Origin of the sequence: Marinobacterium sp. xm-d-530, from assembly GCF_013283365.1 — a bacterium.
Classification (GTDB): domain Bacteria; phylum Pseudomonadota; class Gammaproteobacteria; order Pseudomonadales; family Balneatricaceae; genus Marinobacterium_E.
The window spans coordinates 175,450-192,207 of record NZ_WBYM01000004.1 but is presented as its reverse complement, the minus strand read 5'-3'; the positions used below and the strand labels follow the sequence as shown (position 1 = coordinate 192,207).

General features: G+C 49.0%; 16 protein-coding genes. 4 read left to right on the top strand and 12 right to left on the bottom strand.

Annotation, left to right across the window (positions count from 1 at the left end):
* Window position 1 precedes the first annotated feature (1 nt).
* Genes lapB through gyrA form a run of 10 tightly spaced genes read right to left on the bottom strand, consistent with a single transcriptional unit; the run spans window position 2 to window position 12,100 of the window.
* Entirely contained in the window at window positions 2–1,186 is a 1,185-nt protein-coding gene (gene lapB / locus XMD530_RS08205; protein WP_173507006.1) for a lipopolysaccharide assembly protein LapB, read from the bottom strand.
* On the bottom strand, window positions 1,183–1,488 hold the full coding sequence (locus tag XMD530_RS08200) for a LapA family protein (protein WP_173483079.1): 306 nt from the start codon (window positions 1,486–1,488) through the stop codon (window positions 1,183–1,185). Before XMD530_RS08200 ends, lapB begins: the two co-directional genes overlap by 4 nt.
* Before the next feature lie 2 nt (window positions 1,489–1,490).
* Complete coding sequence (locus tag XMD530_RS08195) at window positions 1,491–1,787, bottom strand: integration host factor subunit beta (protein WP_173481311.1); 297 nt, start codon at window positions 1,785–1,787, stop codon at window positions 1,491–1,493.
* Between the two features lie 53 nt (window positions 1,788–1,840).
* Window positions 1,841–3,523, bottom strand: coding sequence for a 30S ribosomal protein S1 (gene rpsA / locus XMD530_RS08190; protein WP_173483080.1), 1,683 nt, complete (start codon window positions 3,521–3,523; stop codon window positions 1,841–1,843).
* Window positions 3,524–3,548: 25 nt separating this feature from the next.
* Window positions 3,549–4,250, bottom strand: coding sequence for a (d)CMP kinase (gene cmk / locus XMD530_RS08185; RefSeq protein WP_173481313.1), 702 nt, complete (start codon window positions 4,248–4,250; stop codon window positions 3,549–3,551).
* Between the two features lie 3 nt (window positions 4,251–4,253).
* A complete protein-coding gene (locus XMD530_RS08180) occupies window positions 4,254–6,464 on the bottom strand; it encodes a prephenate dehydrogenase/arogenate dehydrogenase family protein (RefSeq protein ID WP_173481314.1) in 2,211 nt (736 codons plus the stop codon).
* Window positions 6,464–7,564 (bottom strand): histidinol-phosphate transaminase, encoded by a 1,101-nt coding sequence (gene hisC, locus XMD530_RS08175; protein WP_173507005.1) that lies wholly within the window; start codon window positions 7,562–7,564, stop codon window positions 6,464–6,466. The genes XMD530_RS08180 and hisC overlap by 1 nt, the downstream gene beginning before the upstream one ends.
* Before the next feature lie 11 nt (window positions 7,565–7,575).
* Window positions 7,576–8,346 carry a chorismate mutase gene (gene pheA / locus XMD530_RS08170; RefSeq protein WP_173506313.1) on the bottom strand — a complete coding sequence of 257 codons (771 nt, stop codon included), beginning with the start codon at window positions 8,344–8,346 and terminating at the stop codon, window positions 7,576–7,578.
* Between the two features lie 2 nt (window positions 8,347–8,348).
* Complete coding sequence (gene serC, locus XMD530_RS08165) at window positions 8,349–9,428, bottom strand: 3-phosphoserine/phosphohydroxythreonine transaminase (RefSeq protein ID WP_173481317.1); 1,080 nt, start codon at window positions 9,426–9,428, stop codon at window positions 8,349–8,351.
* A gap of 23 nt (window positions 9,429–9,451) precedes the next feature.
* Entirely contained in the window at window positions 9,452–12,100 is a 2,649-nt protein-coding gene (gyrA, locus tag XMD530_RS08160; RefSeq protein WP_173507004.1) for a DNA gyrase subunit A, read from the bottom strand.
* Between the two features lie 165 nt (window positions 12,101–12,265).
* Between gyrA and ubiG the strand changes: the two genes are divergently transcribed.
* Genes ubiG through XMD530_RS08145 form a run of 3 tightly spaced genes read left to right on the top strand, consistent with a single transcriptional unit; the run spans window position 12,266 to window position 14,414 of the window.
* Window positions 12,266–12,982, top strand: coding sequence for a bifunctional 2-polyprenyl-6-hydroxyphenol methylase/3-demethylubiquinol 3-O-methyltransferase UbiG (gene ubiG / locus XMD530_RS08155; protein ID WP_173481319.1), 717 nt, complete (start codon window positions 12,266–12,268; stop codon window positions 12,980–12,982).
* A complete protein-coding gene (locus XMD530_RS08150; RefSeq protein WP_173483083.1) occupies window positions 12,979–13,635 on the top strand; it encodes an HAD family hydrolase in 657 nt (218 codons plus the stop codon). Before ubiG ends, XMD530_RS08150 begins: the two co-directional genes overlap by 4 nt.
* Before the next feature lie 11 nt (window positions 13,636–13,646).
* Window positions 13,647–14,414: a YciK family oxidoreductase gene (locus XMD530_RS08145; RefSeq protein WP_173507003.1), complete on the top strand. Its 768-nt coding sequence runs from the start codon at window positions 13,647–13,649 to the stop codon at window positions 14,412–14,414.
* A gap of 215 nt (window positions 14,415–14,629) precedes the next feature.
* Here the strand turns inward: XMD530_RS08145 and rluB are convergent, their stop codons facing one another.
* A complete protein-coding gene (rluB, locus tag XMD530_RS08140) occupies window positions 14,630–15,523 on the bottom strand; it encodes a 23S rRNA pseudouridine(2605) synthase RluB (RefSeq protein WP_173488711.1) in 894 nt (297 codons plus the stop codon).
* A gap of 75 nt (window positions 15,524–15,598) precedes the next feature.
* Window positions 15,599–16,000 (bottom strand): H-NS family nucleoid-associated regulatory protein, encoded by a 402-nt coding sequence (locus XMD530_RS08135; protein ID WP_173507002.1) that lies wholly within the window; start codon window positions 15,998–16,000, stop codon window positions 15,599–15,601.
* Between the two features lie 259 nt (window positions 16,001–16,259).
* Here XMD530_RS08135 and XMD530_RS08130 point away from each other — a divergent pair, with 259 nt between their 5' ends.
* On the top strand, window positions 16,260–16,757 hold the full coding sequence (locus XMD530_RS08130; protein ID WP_173481324.1) for a disulfide bond formation protein B: 498 nt from the start codon (window positions 16,260–16,262) through the stop codon (window positions 16,755–16,757).
* The last annotated feature ends 1 nt before the right edge of the window (window position 16,758 follow it).

Genomic DNA, 16,758 nt, shown 5'->3' with positions numbered 1-16,758 from the left:
TCTATTCACCTTCTAAACCTTGGATTGGGCGGATACTACCCCATCGCTTACAACTTGGACACTGCCAAACCAAACTGCGTGCTGCATAACCACAATGACCACAGCGGTAGACCGGTTTTGACATCTCGAGCTGCTGCGTCAACGACCGCAAATTCAACAGACTCTCTCGTGCACTGGATGAGCCATGCTCAATATGCATATCAATGAGTCGGTTAAACCCTTTCACCGATGGGCGACTCTTCAACGCCTCAGTAATAAATAGGCCCGCTGCAAAAACCCCTTCCCTGTCTCTTTTCAACTCAGCCAAGGCAAGCATCACGCTGGTTGAGGGGTGCTGCTTCATTAAGTCATTGAGATACTGGCTCAAACCAAGCTCATCACCTAAAGCCTCAAAACATCGCCTGAGCGGATTGAGTGTTTCTGGTATAAACAGTGGGTCTTGATCGGCAATGCTTTGCAAGGCTCTTATCGCCGAACGCCATTGCGACTTCAACATGAATACTCGGGCTGAGATGAGGTTGGCTCGAACACACTTTGCATCGGTTGATAGCGCTAGCTCTAACTCTTTTAGTGCTGGATCTAATTCACCATTAGAGATGTGATTTTGGGCAAGTTCACAGTGATAGTGTGAGAGCTCATTAACCAGCTCTTTGCGGTTTTTCTTTGGCAAAATATCAGCACTTTGCAGTGCCTGATGCCACTCACCCTCTTGCTCATAGAGACGGATTAGCAGAACGATGGCGCGATATCTTAGTTCTGGATAGTCGGTCTGTTTGGCTAGCGGTGCAGCAGCGTCTTCAGCACGATCTAGCAAGCCTAGAGCAAAAAAGTCTCGTGCTAAGGCCAATTTCACACGCTGACGATCATAAACTGAGAGATCTTTACGCTTTAACATGCGCTCATGAATTTGAACGGCACGATCGATATCGCCTTTACGCCTCAGCAGCTTGGCCAACGCAATGTGTGCCGGCAAATTGTCAGAGTTAACCTCAAGGGCATGAATGAACGATTCGATCGCCTCTTCCGTTCGGTTATCAATGAGGTGATCAAGACCCGACAGATAGGCTGGTGGTAGTGCTTGATTGCGACGATCTTTTCTTTTCAGGCGTCGATTACCCAGGTACCAACCTATGGCAACGGCAATCAGTAGAAAGAGAAAAATTAGGTAGGGGGAGTTGGCACTCATTCTGCGCCTCGTTGAACCTCACGATTCAACGTCTCAATCTGTTGCTCAGCATTACGCAACTTACGAGCCGAATTGAGCAATTTAGCACGCAGTGTCAGCACTCGTGCACTGGTCAATAGAATACCGACTAACAGGCCGACAACCATTGAGATGATCAACCAGATCGATAGGCTTGCTTCGGGTAGCTTCACCCAGACCAAATCAATGACGACGGGTGTTGTATTATGAATGGTGAGAACAATGCCCGTTAAAAGAACCAACAGAGCAATCGCTGACGTGATAAGAAGTTTAATCGCTCTCAAACTTAATACTCATCTTTCAAGCTTGCATTCACTTGCTCGCGCAGCTCTTTGCCAGGCTTAAAGTGTGGTACATGCTTGGCCGGCAGAGAAACGGATTCACCCGTTTTTGGGTTGCGACCGACGCGGGGGGCACGATAGTGAAGTGAGAAGCTTCCGAATCCGCGAATCTCAATACGCTCGCCATCGGCTAAGGTATCAGCCATTTGAGTTAACATGATTTTCACTGCCAACTCGACATCTTTCACAGAGAGTTCCGGATGTTTGTCTATTAGGCGTTCGATCAGCTCAGACTTAGTCATACCCACTTCCTATCGATACTGAAAACAGGGTAATAAGCTCACCCTGTTTTCTATCACTCTTTCTTACCCATCTGCTCTTTGATGAGATCACCAATGGTCGTTGCGCCTACATCCATATCTTTTGGAGCAGACTGAACCGCTTTAAGTGCTTCTTGCTGCTCTTTGGCTTCAATCGCTTTAACTGACAAGAAGATAGAACGATTACGACGATCAACATTGATCACAATCGCTTCAACACTATCACCCACAGAGAGCTCTGCAGATAGATCTTCAGTTCGTTCACGGGCAAACTCAGCCACTTTCAAAATAGCGTTTAGACCTTCAGCCACTTCAATTTCAGCTTGACGAGCATCCACTGCTACAACCGTACCGGTAACTTTAGAGCCCTTACCGTTCGCTTCAGCAAAGCTGCTAAATGGATCAGAGGCAAGTGCTTTAATGCTCAGAGAGATACGTTCACGCTCTGCATCCACTTGCTGGATAACCGCTTCAACCGTATCGCCTTTATTGAAACGTTTAACGGCCTCTTCGCCAGACTCATCCCAAGAGATGTCAGATAAGTGAACTAGACCGTCTACACCACCATCTAAGCCGATGAAGATACCGAAGTCAGTGATTGAGCGGACAGTACCAGAAACTTTGTCACCCTTATTCGTTGACGATGCAAAGGCATTCCAAGGATTTTCGCGGCACTGTTTAATACCTAGAGAGATACGGCGGCGCTGTTGGTCGATATCGAGAATCTGAACTTCAACCTCATCGCCAACCTGAACAACTTTAGATGGGTGGATATTGCGGTTAGTCCAATCCATCTCTGAGACGTGAACTAGACCCTCCACGCCCTCACCGATCTGTGCAAAACAGCCATAGTCAGCAAGCTTAGTCACCTTAGCAGTAACGCGCTGACCCACAGTATAGTTTTCGATAGCCGTAGTCCAAGGATCTGCAGCCAACTGCTTCATACCTAGGGATACGCGCTTACGCTCTTGATCGTAGCGAAGAACCTTAACGTCGATCTCATCACCAACATTAAGCATTTCACTTGGGTGTTTGATACGTTTCCAAGAGATATCGGTAATGTGAAGAAGACCATCGATACCGCCAAGGTCAATGAACGCGCCGTAATCAGTAAGGTTCTTAACAATACCTTTAAGCGTTGCGCCCTCTTCCATCTGCTCAAGCAGCTTCTCGCGCTCTTCGCTGTTGGCCTCTTCTAGAATCGCACGGCGTGACACAACAATGTTGTTGCTCTTCTCATCGAGTTTAACAATTTTAAGCTCTAGATCTTGATCATCAAGATGGCTGGTATCGCGCAGTGGGCGAGTATCCACCAAAGAACCCGGTAGGAAGGCGTTGATGCCGTTAACCATAACCGTTAGGCCGCCACGGACACGACCACTGATGCGACCAGTAACCGTCTCGCCAGCTTCATACGCTTTTGCAAGAACAGCCCATGCTTCTGCACGCTTGGCACGTTCACGCGAAAGTTTGGTTTCACCGAAGCCATCTTCTAGGGATTCAAGCGCCACTTGCACTTCATCACCAACAGCGACTTCAAGCTCACCTGCAGCGTTTTTAAACTGATCGATGGGAATAACCCCATCTGACTTAAGACCCGCTGTTACAACAACAAAGTCATTTTCAATACCTACTACGGTTCCAGTAATGATGGAACCTGGTGTCATATTGACCTGTTCAAGACTCTCTTCAAACAGATCTGCAAAGCTTTCGCTCATGGTCTAAGCCTCAGTTTACGGAGTGCTAACGCAACCCTTTGTGGCGTGCTTGTTCTAGCACAGTTTTCATAACTTCATCGATAGACATAGATGTACTATCGAGAATCACGGCATCATCGGCTGGGCGAAGTGGCGCAACCGAACGGTTCATGTCACGATCATCTCGCGCACGAATATCTTCTAATATAGTTTCAAGGCTAGCACTCAGCCCCTTATCTATCAACTGCTTATAACGACGATCCGCGCGAACCTCTGCGGAGGCATCCAAGTAGATCTTCAACGGTGCCTGAGGAAATACAACGGTTCCCATATCACGTCCATCGGCCACCAAGCCGGGGGATTGAGCAAAATCGCGTTGACGTTTCAACAGTGCAGAGCGCACTTCAGTAATAGCGGCCACTTTAGAGGCATCGTTACCTATCTGCTCCGCACGAATAGCATGAGTGACCTCTTCACCTTCAAGTAAAATAGTCACCTCATCGCCCTGTTCAGAGGCAACAAAGCGCACATCGAGATGCTCAGCCAACACCTGCAGTGCCTCTACATCACTAAGATCAACACCATGATGGTTCGCAGCCAAAGCCGTCAGGCGATACAAAGCCCCGCTATCCAACAAGCTCCAACCAAGCTCCTGCGACAGCAATCGACAGATCGTACCTTTACCTGAACCACTTGGCCCATCAACGGTAATGATAGGGCATGAATTTTCATTATTGAGTGGATCCATCCACTACTCCTCAATCAATTTAATACCGACCCTTCGCGCCTGATCAATCAGTTCAGGAAAGGCGGTACTGATTGCTCGACATCCGTTAATTCGGATGGAACGATCAAAACGTAAACTTAACATCAGTAGAGCGAGTGCAAGTGCTGGGTGCTCTGCAGCTTCCAACTCACAGGGACGCCAATCTGAAACCGGCGAAATAGTGACATCAGTATGTGACATACTGATGTCGGCACCCGCTTTACTTAACTCATCCACTGTCGTCTTGAATAGGGCTCTCTGTCGTTCTGGAATTCGATCGATACCTAATATAGTCGAATCACTCTGAGCAGACGCCATCGCTAACAGCAGTAGAGGGAGATCATCCCCAACCGAGGCCAACTCAGATGAGAGGCACTCGATACCTGATAACAACGAGGCTTTTACCTCTAAATCAGCGACCGGCTCACCGCCCGCATGACGATTGTTATTCAGCGCAATGTGCGCACCCATGCGTTCAAGTAGACGCAAAGAGTGAAGTCGAGTGGGATTCGCACTGACATTTTCAATAACCAGACTCGACTCTTGTTGTAAAAGAGCACCCACCGCGAAGGCGAAGGCGAAACTCAGATCCGCTGGTACCTGAACCGAACAGGCTTTTAGCGAAACGCCCGACTCGATAAACAGTCGACGCCCCTCTCTCACCAATTGAACACCAAAGGCATCTAGGAGACGTTCAGTGTGATCACGCGTCGTATTCGGCTCATAAACCTCTAATTCAACACCCGCACTGATGGCCGCCAACAATAATGCACCTTTAATCTGAGCACTGGCATGACTTGGCGCATAAGTAATCGATTTAAAGCGCTGACCACCCTTAATAGTGATTGGCAGCGAGCCTGTATTACTGTCGATGGAGGCACCCATCTGTGTCAGTGGATCGATAATCTCTTGCAGCGAGATCTTGGATAACTGCTCACTGCCCGTTAACCTCACATCGAAGTCTTGAGCAGAGAGTAGACCTAACAACATTCTTAACGAGGTCATTGAGCTACCAAAATAGAGAGGCGCTGACGGCGCTTGCAGTCCATTTAGACCCACACCAAACACTCTTACTCTACCTTGGTGTGGACCTTCGATAACCACGCCCAAATCACGGAAGATCTGAATCGTTGCTAGAGTATCTTCACTCTCAATTAACCCCTCGATCTCGGAGACACCCTCGGCAATCGCTGCCAACATAATGGCGCGTTGCGAGATTGAACGATCGCCGGGCACTCGTAACTCACCGCTCAACTTAGCCGTGGGAGATGAGACCAGCGTATCAATGGCATCACCTCTGAGCTCAGCATAGCCAGCACGCTCTAATACCAAAGAGAAATGTTCACGGGAGGCTTTAGCACGGGTAAAAATGCCCAATAAGCGTAGACTGTCACCCTGATCAACAGCAGCTCTTAGATCTTGCACACCCGTCATAAAGCGATCTATCTGCTCTAGCAACTGCTCACGGTTGGCGAAACAGACGTCATGCCACATGGTCGGATCACTGGCTGCAATTCGGGTAAAGTCTCTAAAGCCACCGGCCGCATAACGAAAGATATCGGTACTCTCAGCTTCTGCTGCTAAGGTATCTGCGAGTGAAAAAGCTAAGAGATGAGGTAAATGGCTGGTCGCCGCTAAGACCTGATCATGACGCTTAGGCTCCATTTGAACCACTTCAGCACCAATTGCCTGCCAGACTCGGGCCAGAGTTAGCGTCGCTTCGCTAGAGGCTCCCTCAGGAGGCGTTAAGATCACTTTTTTATGATTGAAAAGATCCGTTTGCGATGCCGATACACCACTTTTCTCTGCGCCCGCTATCGGGTGGCCAGGTATAAATCCTGTTGGCAGACCCTCAGGCCAAATAGCTTTAGCCGCTTCAAGAATATTCAGCTTTGTACTGCCAACGTCGGTTAAGATCGCCTCAGGCTTTAGCCAAGGAGCGATCTGCAGCATCACCTTCTCTATCGCTTTGACTGGAACGGCCAATAGAATGAGATCAGACTGTTTTACCGCTGATTCAAGATCCGTTGCGATGCTATCAACCACATTGAGAGCCAACGCTAGGTCGCACTCCTCTTGATTGAGATCGAAACCGATCACATGCTGAACGCTAACCAACTCTTTTGCAGCACGCGCAAAAGAGCCGCCGATCAGACCCAGTCCAATGACTAATAGGCGCTCAGCTTTAAACGACATTAAGCAAGCGCCTCAGCTAGGGCTTTCAAGAAGCGAGCGTTTTCGTGCTCAAGACCGATACTGACCCGAAGATGATTAGGGAGTCCGTAATTGCCAACTGGGCGCGTAATGACACCCTCCAATAACATGGATTGGTAGATCGGCATGGCAGGCTGCTGCAAATCGATCAAGACAAAGTTGCCCTGACTAGGAACATAGCTGACACCCAATTCAGCGAGCCCTTCGGATATCTGTTTAAGGCCCTGCTGATTTACCTCTTGGCTTCTCTTCAGGTATTCAGAATCCGAAAGAACCGCTTGAGCTGCTGCCAATGCCGCAATACTGACATTAAATGGCTGACGAACACGGTTTAACAGATCGGTAACGGCGACTGAAGCATAAGCAAAACCACAACGAAGCCCTGCTAAGCCCCAGGCTTTGGAAAAAGTTCGAGTTACGATTAAATTATCGAACTCATCAGCTAGCAACAGTCCGTTCGGCATACGTTCGGCCGTTAAATATTCGGTGTAAGCCTCATCCAAAACCACTATAACCTGCTCAGGCACACGAGCCATGAACGCGCGAAACTGGTCTTCAGAGAAGACCGTGCCGGTTGGGTTATTGGGATTGGCTAAGAAGATAAGACGCGTCTTGTCAGTAATGGCATTAGCCATAGCGTCTAGATCGTGACCATACTCTTTGGCTGGGGTAACTACGGACACGGCACAGCAGGCCTGAGTCACCAGCGGATAGACAATGAAAGCGTATTCTGAGTAGATCACCTCATCGTCAGGACAAACAAACACCCTAGCGATCAGCTCTAGTAGATCATTGGATCCATTACCCAGGGTTAAACGATCCTCTGCTAGCCCATAATGAGCCTTCAAGGTGCGTTTTAGCTCTGTTCCCGACGCATCAGGGTAGAGCGTTGCATCTTGTAGACTATCAATAGCTGCTTTAAGTGCGATAGAGCTTGGGCCCAAAGGGTTTTCATTACTGGCCAGTTTGATCGACTCAGTAATCCCCAGCTCACGCTCAAGCTCTTCGATGGGCTTCCCTGGTTGGTAAGGTGTTAACTGTTGAACACCCGATACTGCTAAAGTTTTTTGATCTACAGACACGATTTTAGTTCCTAAAAAACCGCTTTGGGAAAAAGACCCAGGTAGTGAAAGTTAAGTTCTGGCCCCAACAAAGACTGAAGCTGTTCAATCGACCTAGCGCCATCAAGCTCCATGTAGGTTAGGGATCCATCGGTGATATTTCGCTTCGAATCAGTAACCACTGATTCGGCACTCTCAACAATCAATGCTGTTTTATCATCGCCCGATGCCGAAACCTCTTGATGCCCCACCACTAAAAACGCCTCATCACCATGAAGAGTGACTTCACCAACAACGTTTAACTGATGAGTCACCAATAACGACAAGACCTCAGGCAATCTATTTACTGAAAGAACCGCGTAGTGCAACGCTCCCTGCGCTAAGCTCAGCAAGGTTTCCGATGCACTAGCGAATGCAATAGGCTCAACCGAGTGACCAAATTGTTTCAGAGCAGCTTGCTCAGTATCTAATTCAGAGGTTGAAACAAACCCAACATTCATACGGTGCTCATGCGCCAGACAGACCGACATCACCTCCCTGAACAGACGTGCAATCTCCTGATCAGGAAGTGGTCCCTGATTGCGCTGCATCGCTTTACGAAGCACCTGCGCTTCTCGCTCAGGTCGATAAAAAACCGGCGAATTCGCACCAAAGTTATGCTTAATATCAGCCACTCTTTGGGCACACTCAGCACGCTTGTTCAACAGAGCATGAATCTCTTGATCAATCTGATCGATCTCATCACGCACCTGTGTCAGCGCCTCATCTTGAGTCAGCCCCTGGTAGAGATTCTGCTGATCCATTGTTAGCCTCGGCGCTTTTCGAAATCAGCCATAAAATCGATCAGTGCATCAACCGCTGCTTCGGGCACAGCATTGTAGATGCTTGCACGCATACCACCGACAGAACGATGCCCCTTAAGATTCAACAACCCTGCCTCTTCAGATTCGGCCAGGAAGGCTTTATCCAGAGCAGAATCCGCCAGTGTGAACGGAACGTTCATGATCGAACGGTTTCGCACAGCAACTGGGTTGGCAAAAAAGTCACTTGCATCAATCGCAGCATAGAGTTTAGACGCTTTGCGATGATTCAATTCCGCCATTGCAGACAAACCACCCTGGCGCTTAATCCACTGAAATACTAAACCTGACAGATACCAGGCCAGTGTCGGCGGCGTATTGTGCATCGACCCTTCAGCAGCGTGAACCGCATAGTCGTACATAGTCGGCGCTGTACTTAAGGGATTGCCTAATAGATCTTTACGCGCGATCACAACCGTTAAGCCGGCAGGTCCGATATTCTTCTGAGCACCCGCATAGATCAAACCAAAGCGTGAGACATCAACAGGCGCAGAGAGTATGTCCGAAGACATATCAGCCACAAGCGGCACGTCACCCGCGTCTGGAATGTAATCAAACTGAACGCCGCCAATGGTTTCATTGGTGGTGTAGTGAAGGTAGTTAGCCGTCGAATCAATAGAGAGATCAGACTGCAGCGGCGCTTCACAAAAGTTTGATGACTCAGTTGAGGCAGCGATAGAGACATCTGCAAAACGCTTTGCCTCTTTGATCGCTTTTTTCGACCAAACACCCGTGTTGATGTACGAGACCTTGCCACCTTGTGACAGATTCATCGGCACCATACCAAACTGACTGGTCGCGCCCCCTTGAAGGAACATGACAGCGTAGTCGTCACTGATGTTCATCAGATCACGCAAATCCTGTTCAGCCCCTTCAGCAACGCTAACAAACTCAGCGCTACGGTGGCTCATCTCCATAATAGAGAGGCCTTTGCCATGCCAATCCAACATTTCAGATTGGGCGATTTCTAGTACTTCCGTTGGCAGCGCTGCAGGGCCAGCGCTGAAATTAAATAGACGATTCATTTAATAGGGGTTCCGAGCCTCAATTACTCTTCTTCGCTGCCGTCGGAATCATCAGACTCCTCTTGTACAACTTGACTCTCTTCTGATGCATTAGTTTCTGTTGAGTTACCCTCTCCAGCTGCATCAGTCGCATCTTCATCCTCTTCCGGCTCTTCGATTCGAGCGATACCGATCAGAGTCTCATCATCCGCTACGCGAATGAGTCGGACACCCTGGGTATTTCGACCGAGTGAGGAGATCTCAGAAGTACGGGTACGAACCATGGTGCCAAGATCACTGATCAGCATGATGTCATCGCCATCAAATACCTGGACAGCACCGGCCAACGCACCGTTACGATCGGTGCACTGCATAGCAATGACACCCATACCGCCACGACCACGAATTGGGAACTCTGTGATCGCTGTCTTCTTACCATAGCCTTTCTCAGAAGCAGTCAGCACCTGACCACCCTCCTTAGGCACCATCAATGAGATCACTTTAGCGACATCATCCAACTTAACGCCACGCACACCGCGAGCGGTACGACCCATCTCACGAACATCTGTTTCATTGAAGCGAATCGCTTTACCCGCAGAGGTCACCAGCATCACATCGTCGCTACCGTTTGTCAGTGATGCACCGATTAGGCGGTCACCTTCAACGATATCCAATGCAATCAGACCTGTACTGCGTGGGCGAGAGAAGGCCGATAGACGGGTCTTCTTCACGGTACCATTGGCTGTCGCCATGAATACGCAACGCTCATCATCAAACTCTTTAACAGGAAGAATCGTGCTGATGCGCTCACCCTCTGCCAACGGCAGAATATTGACCATAGGTCGACCACGAGCGGTACGGCTTGCCTGAGGGATCTCAAACACGCGCAGCCAGTAGACCTTACCGAAGTTGGTGAAACACAGGATCGTATCGTGACTGTTAGTCACCAGCAGATGCTCGACAAAATCTTCATCTTTCATTGCTGTCGCAGACTTACCTTTACCGCCGCGACGTTGTGCTTGGTAGGCCTCAAGCGGCTGTGTCTTCGCATAACCACCGTGCGAGATAGTCACAACCATCTCCTCTTCGGTGATCAGATCAGCAATGGTTAGATCCTGCATAGACGCAGTGATCTCAGTGCGACGCTCATCTGCGTACTCTGCAACCAGCTCGTTCAACTCTTCAGTAATCACTTCCATCAAACGAACGTGTGAGCCAAGAATCTCTAAAAGCTCTGCAATACGCTCGATAAGATCGCGGTACTCTTCAATCAGCTTTTCGTGCTCTAGACCGGTTAGACGGTGTAGTCGCAATTCGAGAATCGCTTGCGCTTGAGCTGGCGATAGGTAGTAGCTGTTGTCACGCAGGCCGAACTGAGCTTCCAAACCTTCTGGACGACAGGCATCTTCACCTGCACGCTCTAGCATATCCAACACCTGACCAGGCGCCCAAGCGGTCGCAATCAGCGCCTCTTTTGCCTCCGCAGGGGTTGGGGATTTCTTAATCAGTTCAATGACAGGATCAATGTTTGCCAGTGCGATCGCCAAACCTTCCAAGATGTGGCCACGCTCTCGCGCTTTACGCAGTAGGTAAACCGTACGACGTGTGACAACTTCGCGACGGTGACGAACGAAACACTCAAGCGCCGTTTTCAGATCCAATAGACGCGGTTGACCATCAACCAACGCCACCATGTTAATACCAAACACGCTCTGCAGCTGTGTCTGCGCAAATAGGTTATTGATGATGACATCAGGCACTTCACCACGACGCAACTCAATAACGATACGCATACCATCTTTGTCTGACTCATCGCGAAGTTCGCTGATACCTTCGATCTTTTTCTCTTTGACCAGCTCAGCGATCTTTTCGATCAAGCGCGCTTTGTTGAGCTGGTAAGGAATCTCGGTGATAACCAGCATAGGACGACCGTTTTTCGGGTGCTCCTCAACGTGGTGTTTTGCACGAACATAGATACGGCCACGACCTGTTCGGTAGGCCTGCAAAATACCTGCACGGCCATTGATAATACCGCCCGTCGGGAAGTCTGGACCTGGGATAAACTCAAGCAGTTCATCGATAGTAATATCCGGGTTCTCGATCAGTGCCAAACAGCCTCGAACCACCTCACCTAAGTTGTGGGGCGGAATGTTCGTCGCCATACCTACCGCAATACCCGCTGAACCATTGACCAACAGGTTAGGCACACGAGTCGGAAGGACCGCTGGAATCTTTTCGGTACCGTCGTAGTTATCGACGTAATCGACCGTCTCTTTATCCAGATCCGAAAGAAGCTCGTGAGAGATCTTCTTCATTCGAATTTCGGTGTAACGCATTGCCGCAGCAGAGTCACCGTCCACCGAACCAAAGTTACCCTGACCGTCTACCAGCATGTAGCGCATAGAGAAGTCTTGCGCCATACGAACGATCGTATCGTAAACCGCACTGTCGCCGTGAGGGTGGTATTTACCGATTACATCACCAACCACACGAGCGGATTTTTTGTAGGGTTTATTCCAATCATTACCCAGCTCATTCATCGCAAACAGCACACGACGGTGAACCGGTTTTAGGCCGTCACGCGCATCAGGTAGTGCACGGCCGACGATCACGCTCATTGCGTAATCTAGGTAGGACTGCTTCAGTTCGTCTTCGATATTTACCGGAAGAACTTCTTTGGTTAGGTCACCCATTATCTGGCGTTCCTTTTAGTCTTCTGTTCGCACCGCCACCCGGTGCAAAAATAAAGTCCACATCATAACACAAACAATTGAATCAAATCAGCTTTTGGGCCTTATTCAAAGGGGTGATAAACTAGCGCCATTAACCGTTAATGAATTGCCACTTTGGTAGCCTAAATGACCGATCAAACAAACCTGAATATCGACCCACAAGAGATCTCTAAATTCGAAGAGCTTGCATCACGCTGGTGGGATAAAGAGAGTGAATTCAAACCCCTTCACGATATCAACCCACTGCGAGTTGGCTTCATTGATCGTCATGCTGATCTGGCCGGCAAAGAGGTATTAGATGTCGGCTGTGGCGGTGGCATTTTATCGGAAGCGATGGCGCACCGCGGCGCCTCAGTTAGCGGCATTGATATGGGTGAAGCGCCACTAAAAATCGCCAAACTGCACGGCCTAGAGTCTGGCGTTAAAGTCGATTACACCCGCACAACAGCGGAAGAGTTCGCTGAACAGAACCCAGAGCGCTTTGATGTCGTCACCTGCATGGAGATGCTAGAACACGTTCCAGACCCAGCTTCGGTCGTAAAAGCCTGTGCAGCCCTAACCAAACCAGGTGGACGCGTTTTTTTCTCGACTTTAAATCGCAACCCGAAAGCCTACCTGTTTGCCATTTTGGGTGCAGAGCGTCTGCTTAAACTGGTTCCCAACGGCACACACGACTTCAACAAGTTCATCCGCCCGGCTGAACTGGCCAACCACATGCGTGCTGCTGGACTGGAGGTGGATGACCTATGCGGTATGACCTACAACCCACTGACCAAAGTCTACGCACTGAATGCTAATGATGTCAGCGTGAACTATCTGGTTGCCGCGACCAAACCACTATGAGATCTGCACTCTTTGATCTAGACGGCACACTGCTGGATACAGCCCCGGACTTTTATCGCGTCATTTGTCAGCAGGCACAGAACCACGGCTTCGCGGAGCCCGATTTTCAGCTAATTAGGGACAATGCCTCGAACGGCGGAAAGCCGATGCTTAAGGCCGCTTTCCCAGAGCAGTTCATTGCCAATGAGACAGCACTTCACAATGAGTTTCTCTCTCTGTATAGAAGTAACCCCGTCGAGAGTGGCGGTCTGTTTCCCGGCTTTAACGAAGCGTTGAGCTGGCTTGAAGAGCAGCAGATTCCCTGGGGCATTGTGACGAACAAACCTAGAGATTTGACGGATATCGTGCTTGAGCAACTGCAACTCACTGATCGCTGCAGTGTCTGCATCTGCCCAGAGGACGTTAGTCAATCAAAACCCGATCCAGAAGGGATTATCAAAGCGCTTAAAACGATTGATGCAACAGCAGAGCACTCACTCTACTTTGGCGACCATATTCGCGACATTGTCGCTGGAAAAGCGGCAGGCACACCAACGGTAGCCTGCACCTTCGGTTACTTAGCGCAAGGCGAGGATTATAGGGAGTGGCAAGCAACTCATGCACTTCATCAGTCCGAGAACCTTCTCTCATTTCTTAGTGAACAATTTATTTAAAAGGTCTAAGCATGTTTACCTACGACGCTCCCGAGCAACTTCTTGAAGGACGCACTATTCTGGTCACTGGTGCCGGTGATGGAATAGGTAAAGCTTCAGCTATCGCCTACGCCAAAGCGGGCGCGACTGTCATACTAGCGGGCCGCACCGAAGAGAAGCTTGAAGCTGTCTACGATGAAATTGAAGCGCTAGGCTGCAAACAGCCTGCCATCGTGCCGATCGACTTCGACAAGGCAAGCGAACCCGACTACATTGAGCTGGCTAACTTGCTGGATGAGACCTTTGGCAAGCTAGATGGCATCCTGCACAACGCAGGCATCCTTGGTCTAAGAACTTCGATTGAGAACTACGACCCGATCATCTGGGAACAGGTAATGCGCGTGAACGTCAACGCACCGTTCATCCTGACACAGACCCTAATGCCACTGCTTAGACAATCCGAAGACGCCTCAGTCATTTTTGTCACTTCGGGGGTTGCGACCAAGGGCCGTGCCTACTGGGGTGCCTACTGCGTCTCTAAATTCGCCACACTGGGACTGATGGAGACCTTAGCTGACGAGCTAGAGAATGACCCAAGCATCCGCATCAACGCCATCAATCCAGGCGGTACCGCCACTGCAATGCGTGCCTACGCATACCCTGCAGAGGACCCAAGCACCATTGCGACACCCGATGATATTCAACCGGCGTATCTATTCCTGATGGGACCTGATAGCAAAGGAGTCAACGGACAGAATATAGATGCACAAGGTGTGATGTCTGCTGCGGATTTTAGCTAGAGAGCGAATACCCAGCCTAAAGGCTGGCCATTACCAACGTTGGAGCGGTCTTAAAAAGGCCGCGATCTTAGTAGAGATGACTGGCCTTCAGCCTGTCATCCGCAGTTAGAATTTAATGCCTATCTGGAAAACACCGATAAAGCAGATGACAGGCTGAAGGCCCGTCACTATCAGCTAGAGAGAGGGATCAGACCGAAGGACAGCCCCCTCAATTGTCACCCTCGCTTGCCCACCACACGAACCTTACGCTTGCGGCGGTCCTGTCGGGCTGAATCACGGTTGTGATCGGTGGTTTGACGTATCTTCTGGCGTTTGTATTCGCGCTCTTTACGATCAAGATCTTCGGGATTGATCGAAGGCACTTTACGACGCTCCAGCATCAGCTCATCCGTTAGAATGTCGACCTCTTTCTGACCAAGCTCACGCCAAGTGCCTACCTTAACGTCACTGGGGAGGAATACCGGCCCGAAACGGACACGCTTTAGACGGTTAACTTGCAGCTCTTGCGACTCCCAAAGACGACGAACTTCACGGTTACGCCCCTCCATGACACAACAGTGGAACCATTTGTTGGCACCTTCACCATTGAAGTAACGAACGTCGGTAAACTTAGCCATGCCATCTTCAAGAAGAACACCGTCGGTTAAACGCTTGAGTACAGCATCACTGACATCACCTAGAACTCGAACCGCGTATTCGCGGTCAATGTTGCTCGATGGGTGCATCATCTTGTTAGCAATTTCACCATCGGTAGTAAAAACCAAAAGACCCGATGTATTGATATCGAGACGACCGATCGCAACCCAACGCTCAGATTTAAGCTTCGGCAGATTATCAAAGACAGTTGGCCTGCCTTCAGGATCATGGCGAGTGCAGACTTCACCAATGGGTTTATTGTAGATAAGAACTCGAGCCGTTTGGCTACCCGCACTGTTCAGTTCAATAGATTTGCCATCGACCTTAATCTGGTCTTCAGCAGAAACACGATCACCAAGAGTCGCCAATTTGCCGTTTACTTCGACTCGACCCTCTTCGATCCAACGCTCCATCTCACGACGTGAGCCTACACCGGAGCGCGCCAACACTTTTTGCAGTTTTTCATCAGACATGCGGACGCAACCTCAAAACATAGAAACAAAAAGACCCTTCCGAGGAAGGGCCTTCACTCATAGAGCGATTATATATCAATCTATGGTTGGCAGTTGATCTTTTGTGATACCACGAGAAGCCATGTAATCTGCGAATACAGTTGGAGTGCGACCGCGACCTGTCCAGGCATGGGTTTGACCACTTGCATCGGTAATCTGGTACTTAGCTTTCACCTCTTTACGAGATTTAGGCGCCGATTCAGTGATACCAGTTAGCTCATCGAGCGCAATACCCGCTTCACGCATCTTCTGGCGAATCGCTTCAATCGCCTCCAGCTTTGCACGGTTCTGCTCTAGTAAAGCAGCTTCCTCAGCGCGACGCTCTTCAAGAATATCCGTTAGATCGGCAATCACTTTTTCGATCTCATCTGCACCAACCGATTGGCACTGTTTACGAAGAGAGTTTTTGCGCAAAAGAGTTTTAATAAAATCGCTCATCAAAAATTCCTAATACTATTAATAGTTGGCAAAGGGGATGCACAGTTTTAATTTAACGCCAACATAATATATAAAAATAAATAGTTTTCTCAATATAAAAATTTAAATAAATAAAAATATTTAAAAAACCTAAACCAAACAATTAAATTAAACCACGAATAAATCCATTTAAATAAATTTACAAAGTTCTAATTTTTAATAGCGACAGCGAATAAAAAGATGATTAGAATCACCTAGAAAATAACCATTCAAAGAAGCCATGTTTAAGTTTAGAGAATCGCCAAAACCGCTCATCTGGAGCTACACACTTATACTCGCGTTAGGCCTCGAGGCTGGGGCTTTAGTTTTTCAATACCTACTCGACTACGGTCCCTGTGCTCTCTGCGTACAGATTCGTGCCACACTCTTTGGCGCCCTTCTCTTGGCAGTATCCGGGAAGATCTTCTCAGCGCGTTCTATACAGACGCTGCTCGCCTTTTTACTTGTTCCACTGATGGCTTTTCTGCTTTACCAGAGCTACCAAGTTTTAGGGATCGAGCGCTACTGGTTTGAGAGCAGCTGCACATTGAGCGACCCTTTCCCAAACTGGTTTCCCCTTCACCTTTGGCTTCCGGCAATATTTGAACCTTGGGAGCTATGTGGCTACACGCCAGAGATCATTAAAGGGATCACTATGGCAGAGGTGCTTATTGTCACGGCAGCGGTCTCTTTAGCCTTATCAATTTGGCATTTAATCAATCAGCTAAAGAGTCAATAAG

What these genes read in the sequence shown, in the direction of transcription:
- lapB (WP_173507006.1), bottom strand. Translation starts at nt 1,186, where the DNA reads ATGAGTGCCAACTCCCCCTACCTAATTTTTCTCTTTCTACTGATTGCC.
- XMD530_RS08195 (WP_173481311.1), bottom strand. Translation starts at nt 1,787, where the DNA reads ATGACTAAGTCTGAGCTGATCGAACGCCTAATAGACAAACATCCGGAA.
- rpsA (WP_173483080.1), bottom strand. Translation starts at nt 3,523, where the DNA reads ATGAGCGAAAGCTTTGCAGATCTGTTTGAAGAGAGTCTTGAACAGGTC.
- cmk (WP_173481313.1), bottom strand. Translation starts at nt 4,250, where the DNA reads ATGGATCCACTCAATAATGAAAATTCATGCCCTATCATTACCGTTGAT.
- XMD530_RS08180 (WP_173481314.1), bottom strand. Translation starts at nt 6,464, where the DNA reads ATGTCGTTTAAAGCTGAGCGCCTATTAGTCATTGGACTGGGTCTGATC.
- pheA (WP_173506313.1), bottom strand. Translation starts at nt 8,346, where the DNA reads ATGGATCAGCAGAATCTCTACCAGGGGCTGACTCAAGATGAGGCGCTG.
- serC (WP_173481317.1), bottom strand. Translation starts at nt 9,428, where the DNA reads ATGAATCGTCTATTTAATTTCAGCGCTGGCCCTGCAGCGCTGCCAACG.
- gyrA (WP_173507004.1), bottom strand. Translation starts at nt 12,100, where the DNA reads ATGGGTGACCTAACCAAAGAAGTTCTTCCGGTAAATATCGAAGACGAA.
- ubiG (WP_173481319.1), top strand. Translation starts at nt 12,266, where the DNA reads ATGACCGATCAAACAAACCTGAATATCGACCCACAAGAGATCTCTAAA.
- XMD530_RS08150 (WP_173483083.1), top strand. Translation starts at nt 12,979, where the DNA reads ATGAGATCTGCACTCTTTGATCTAGACGGCACACTGCTGGATACAGCC.
- XMD530_RS08145 (WP_173507003.1), top strand. Translation starts at nt 13,647, where the DNA reads ATGTTTACCTACGACGCTCCCGAGCAACTTCTTGAAGGACGCACTATT.
- rluB (WP_173488711.1), bottom strand. Translation starts at nt 15,523, where the DNA reads ATGTCTGATGAAAAACTGCAAAAAGTGTTGGCGCGCTCCGGTGTAGGC.
- XMD530_RS08135 (WP_173507002.1), bottom strand. Translation starts at nt 16,000, where the DNA reads ATGAGCGATTTTATTAAAACTCTTTTGCGCAAAAACTCTCTTCGTAAA.
- XMD530_RS08130 (WP_173481324.1), top strand. Translation starts at nt 16,260, where the DNA reads ATGTTTAAGTTTAGAGAATCGCCAAAACCGCTCATCTGGAGCTACACA.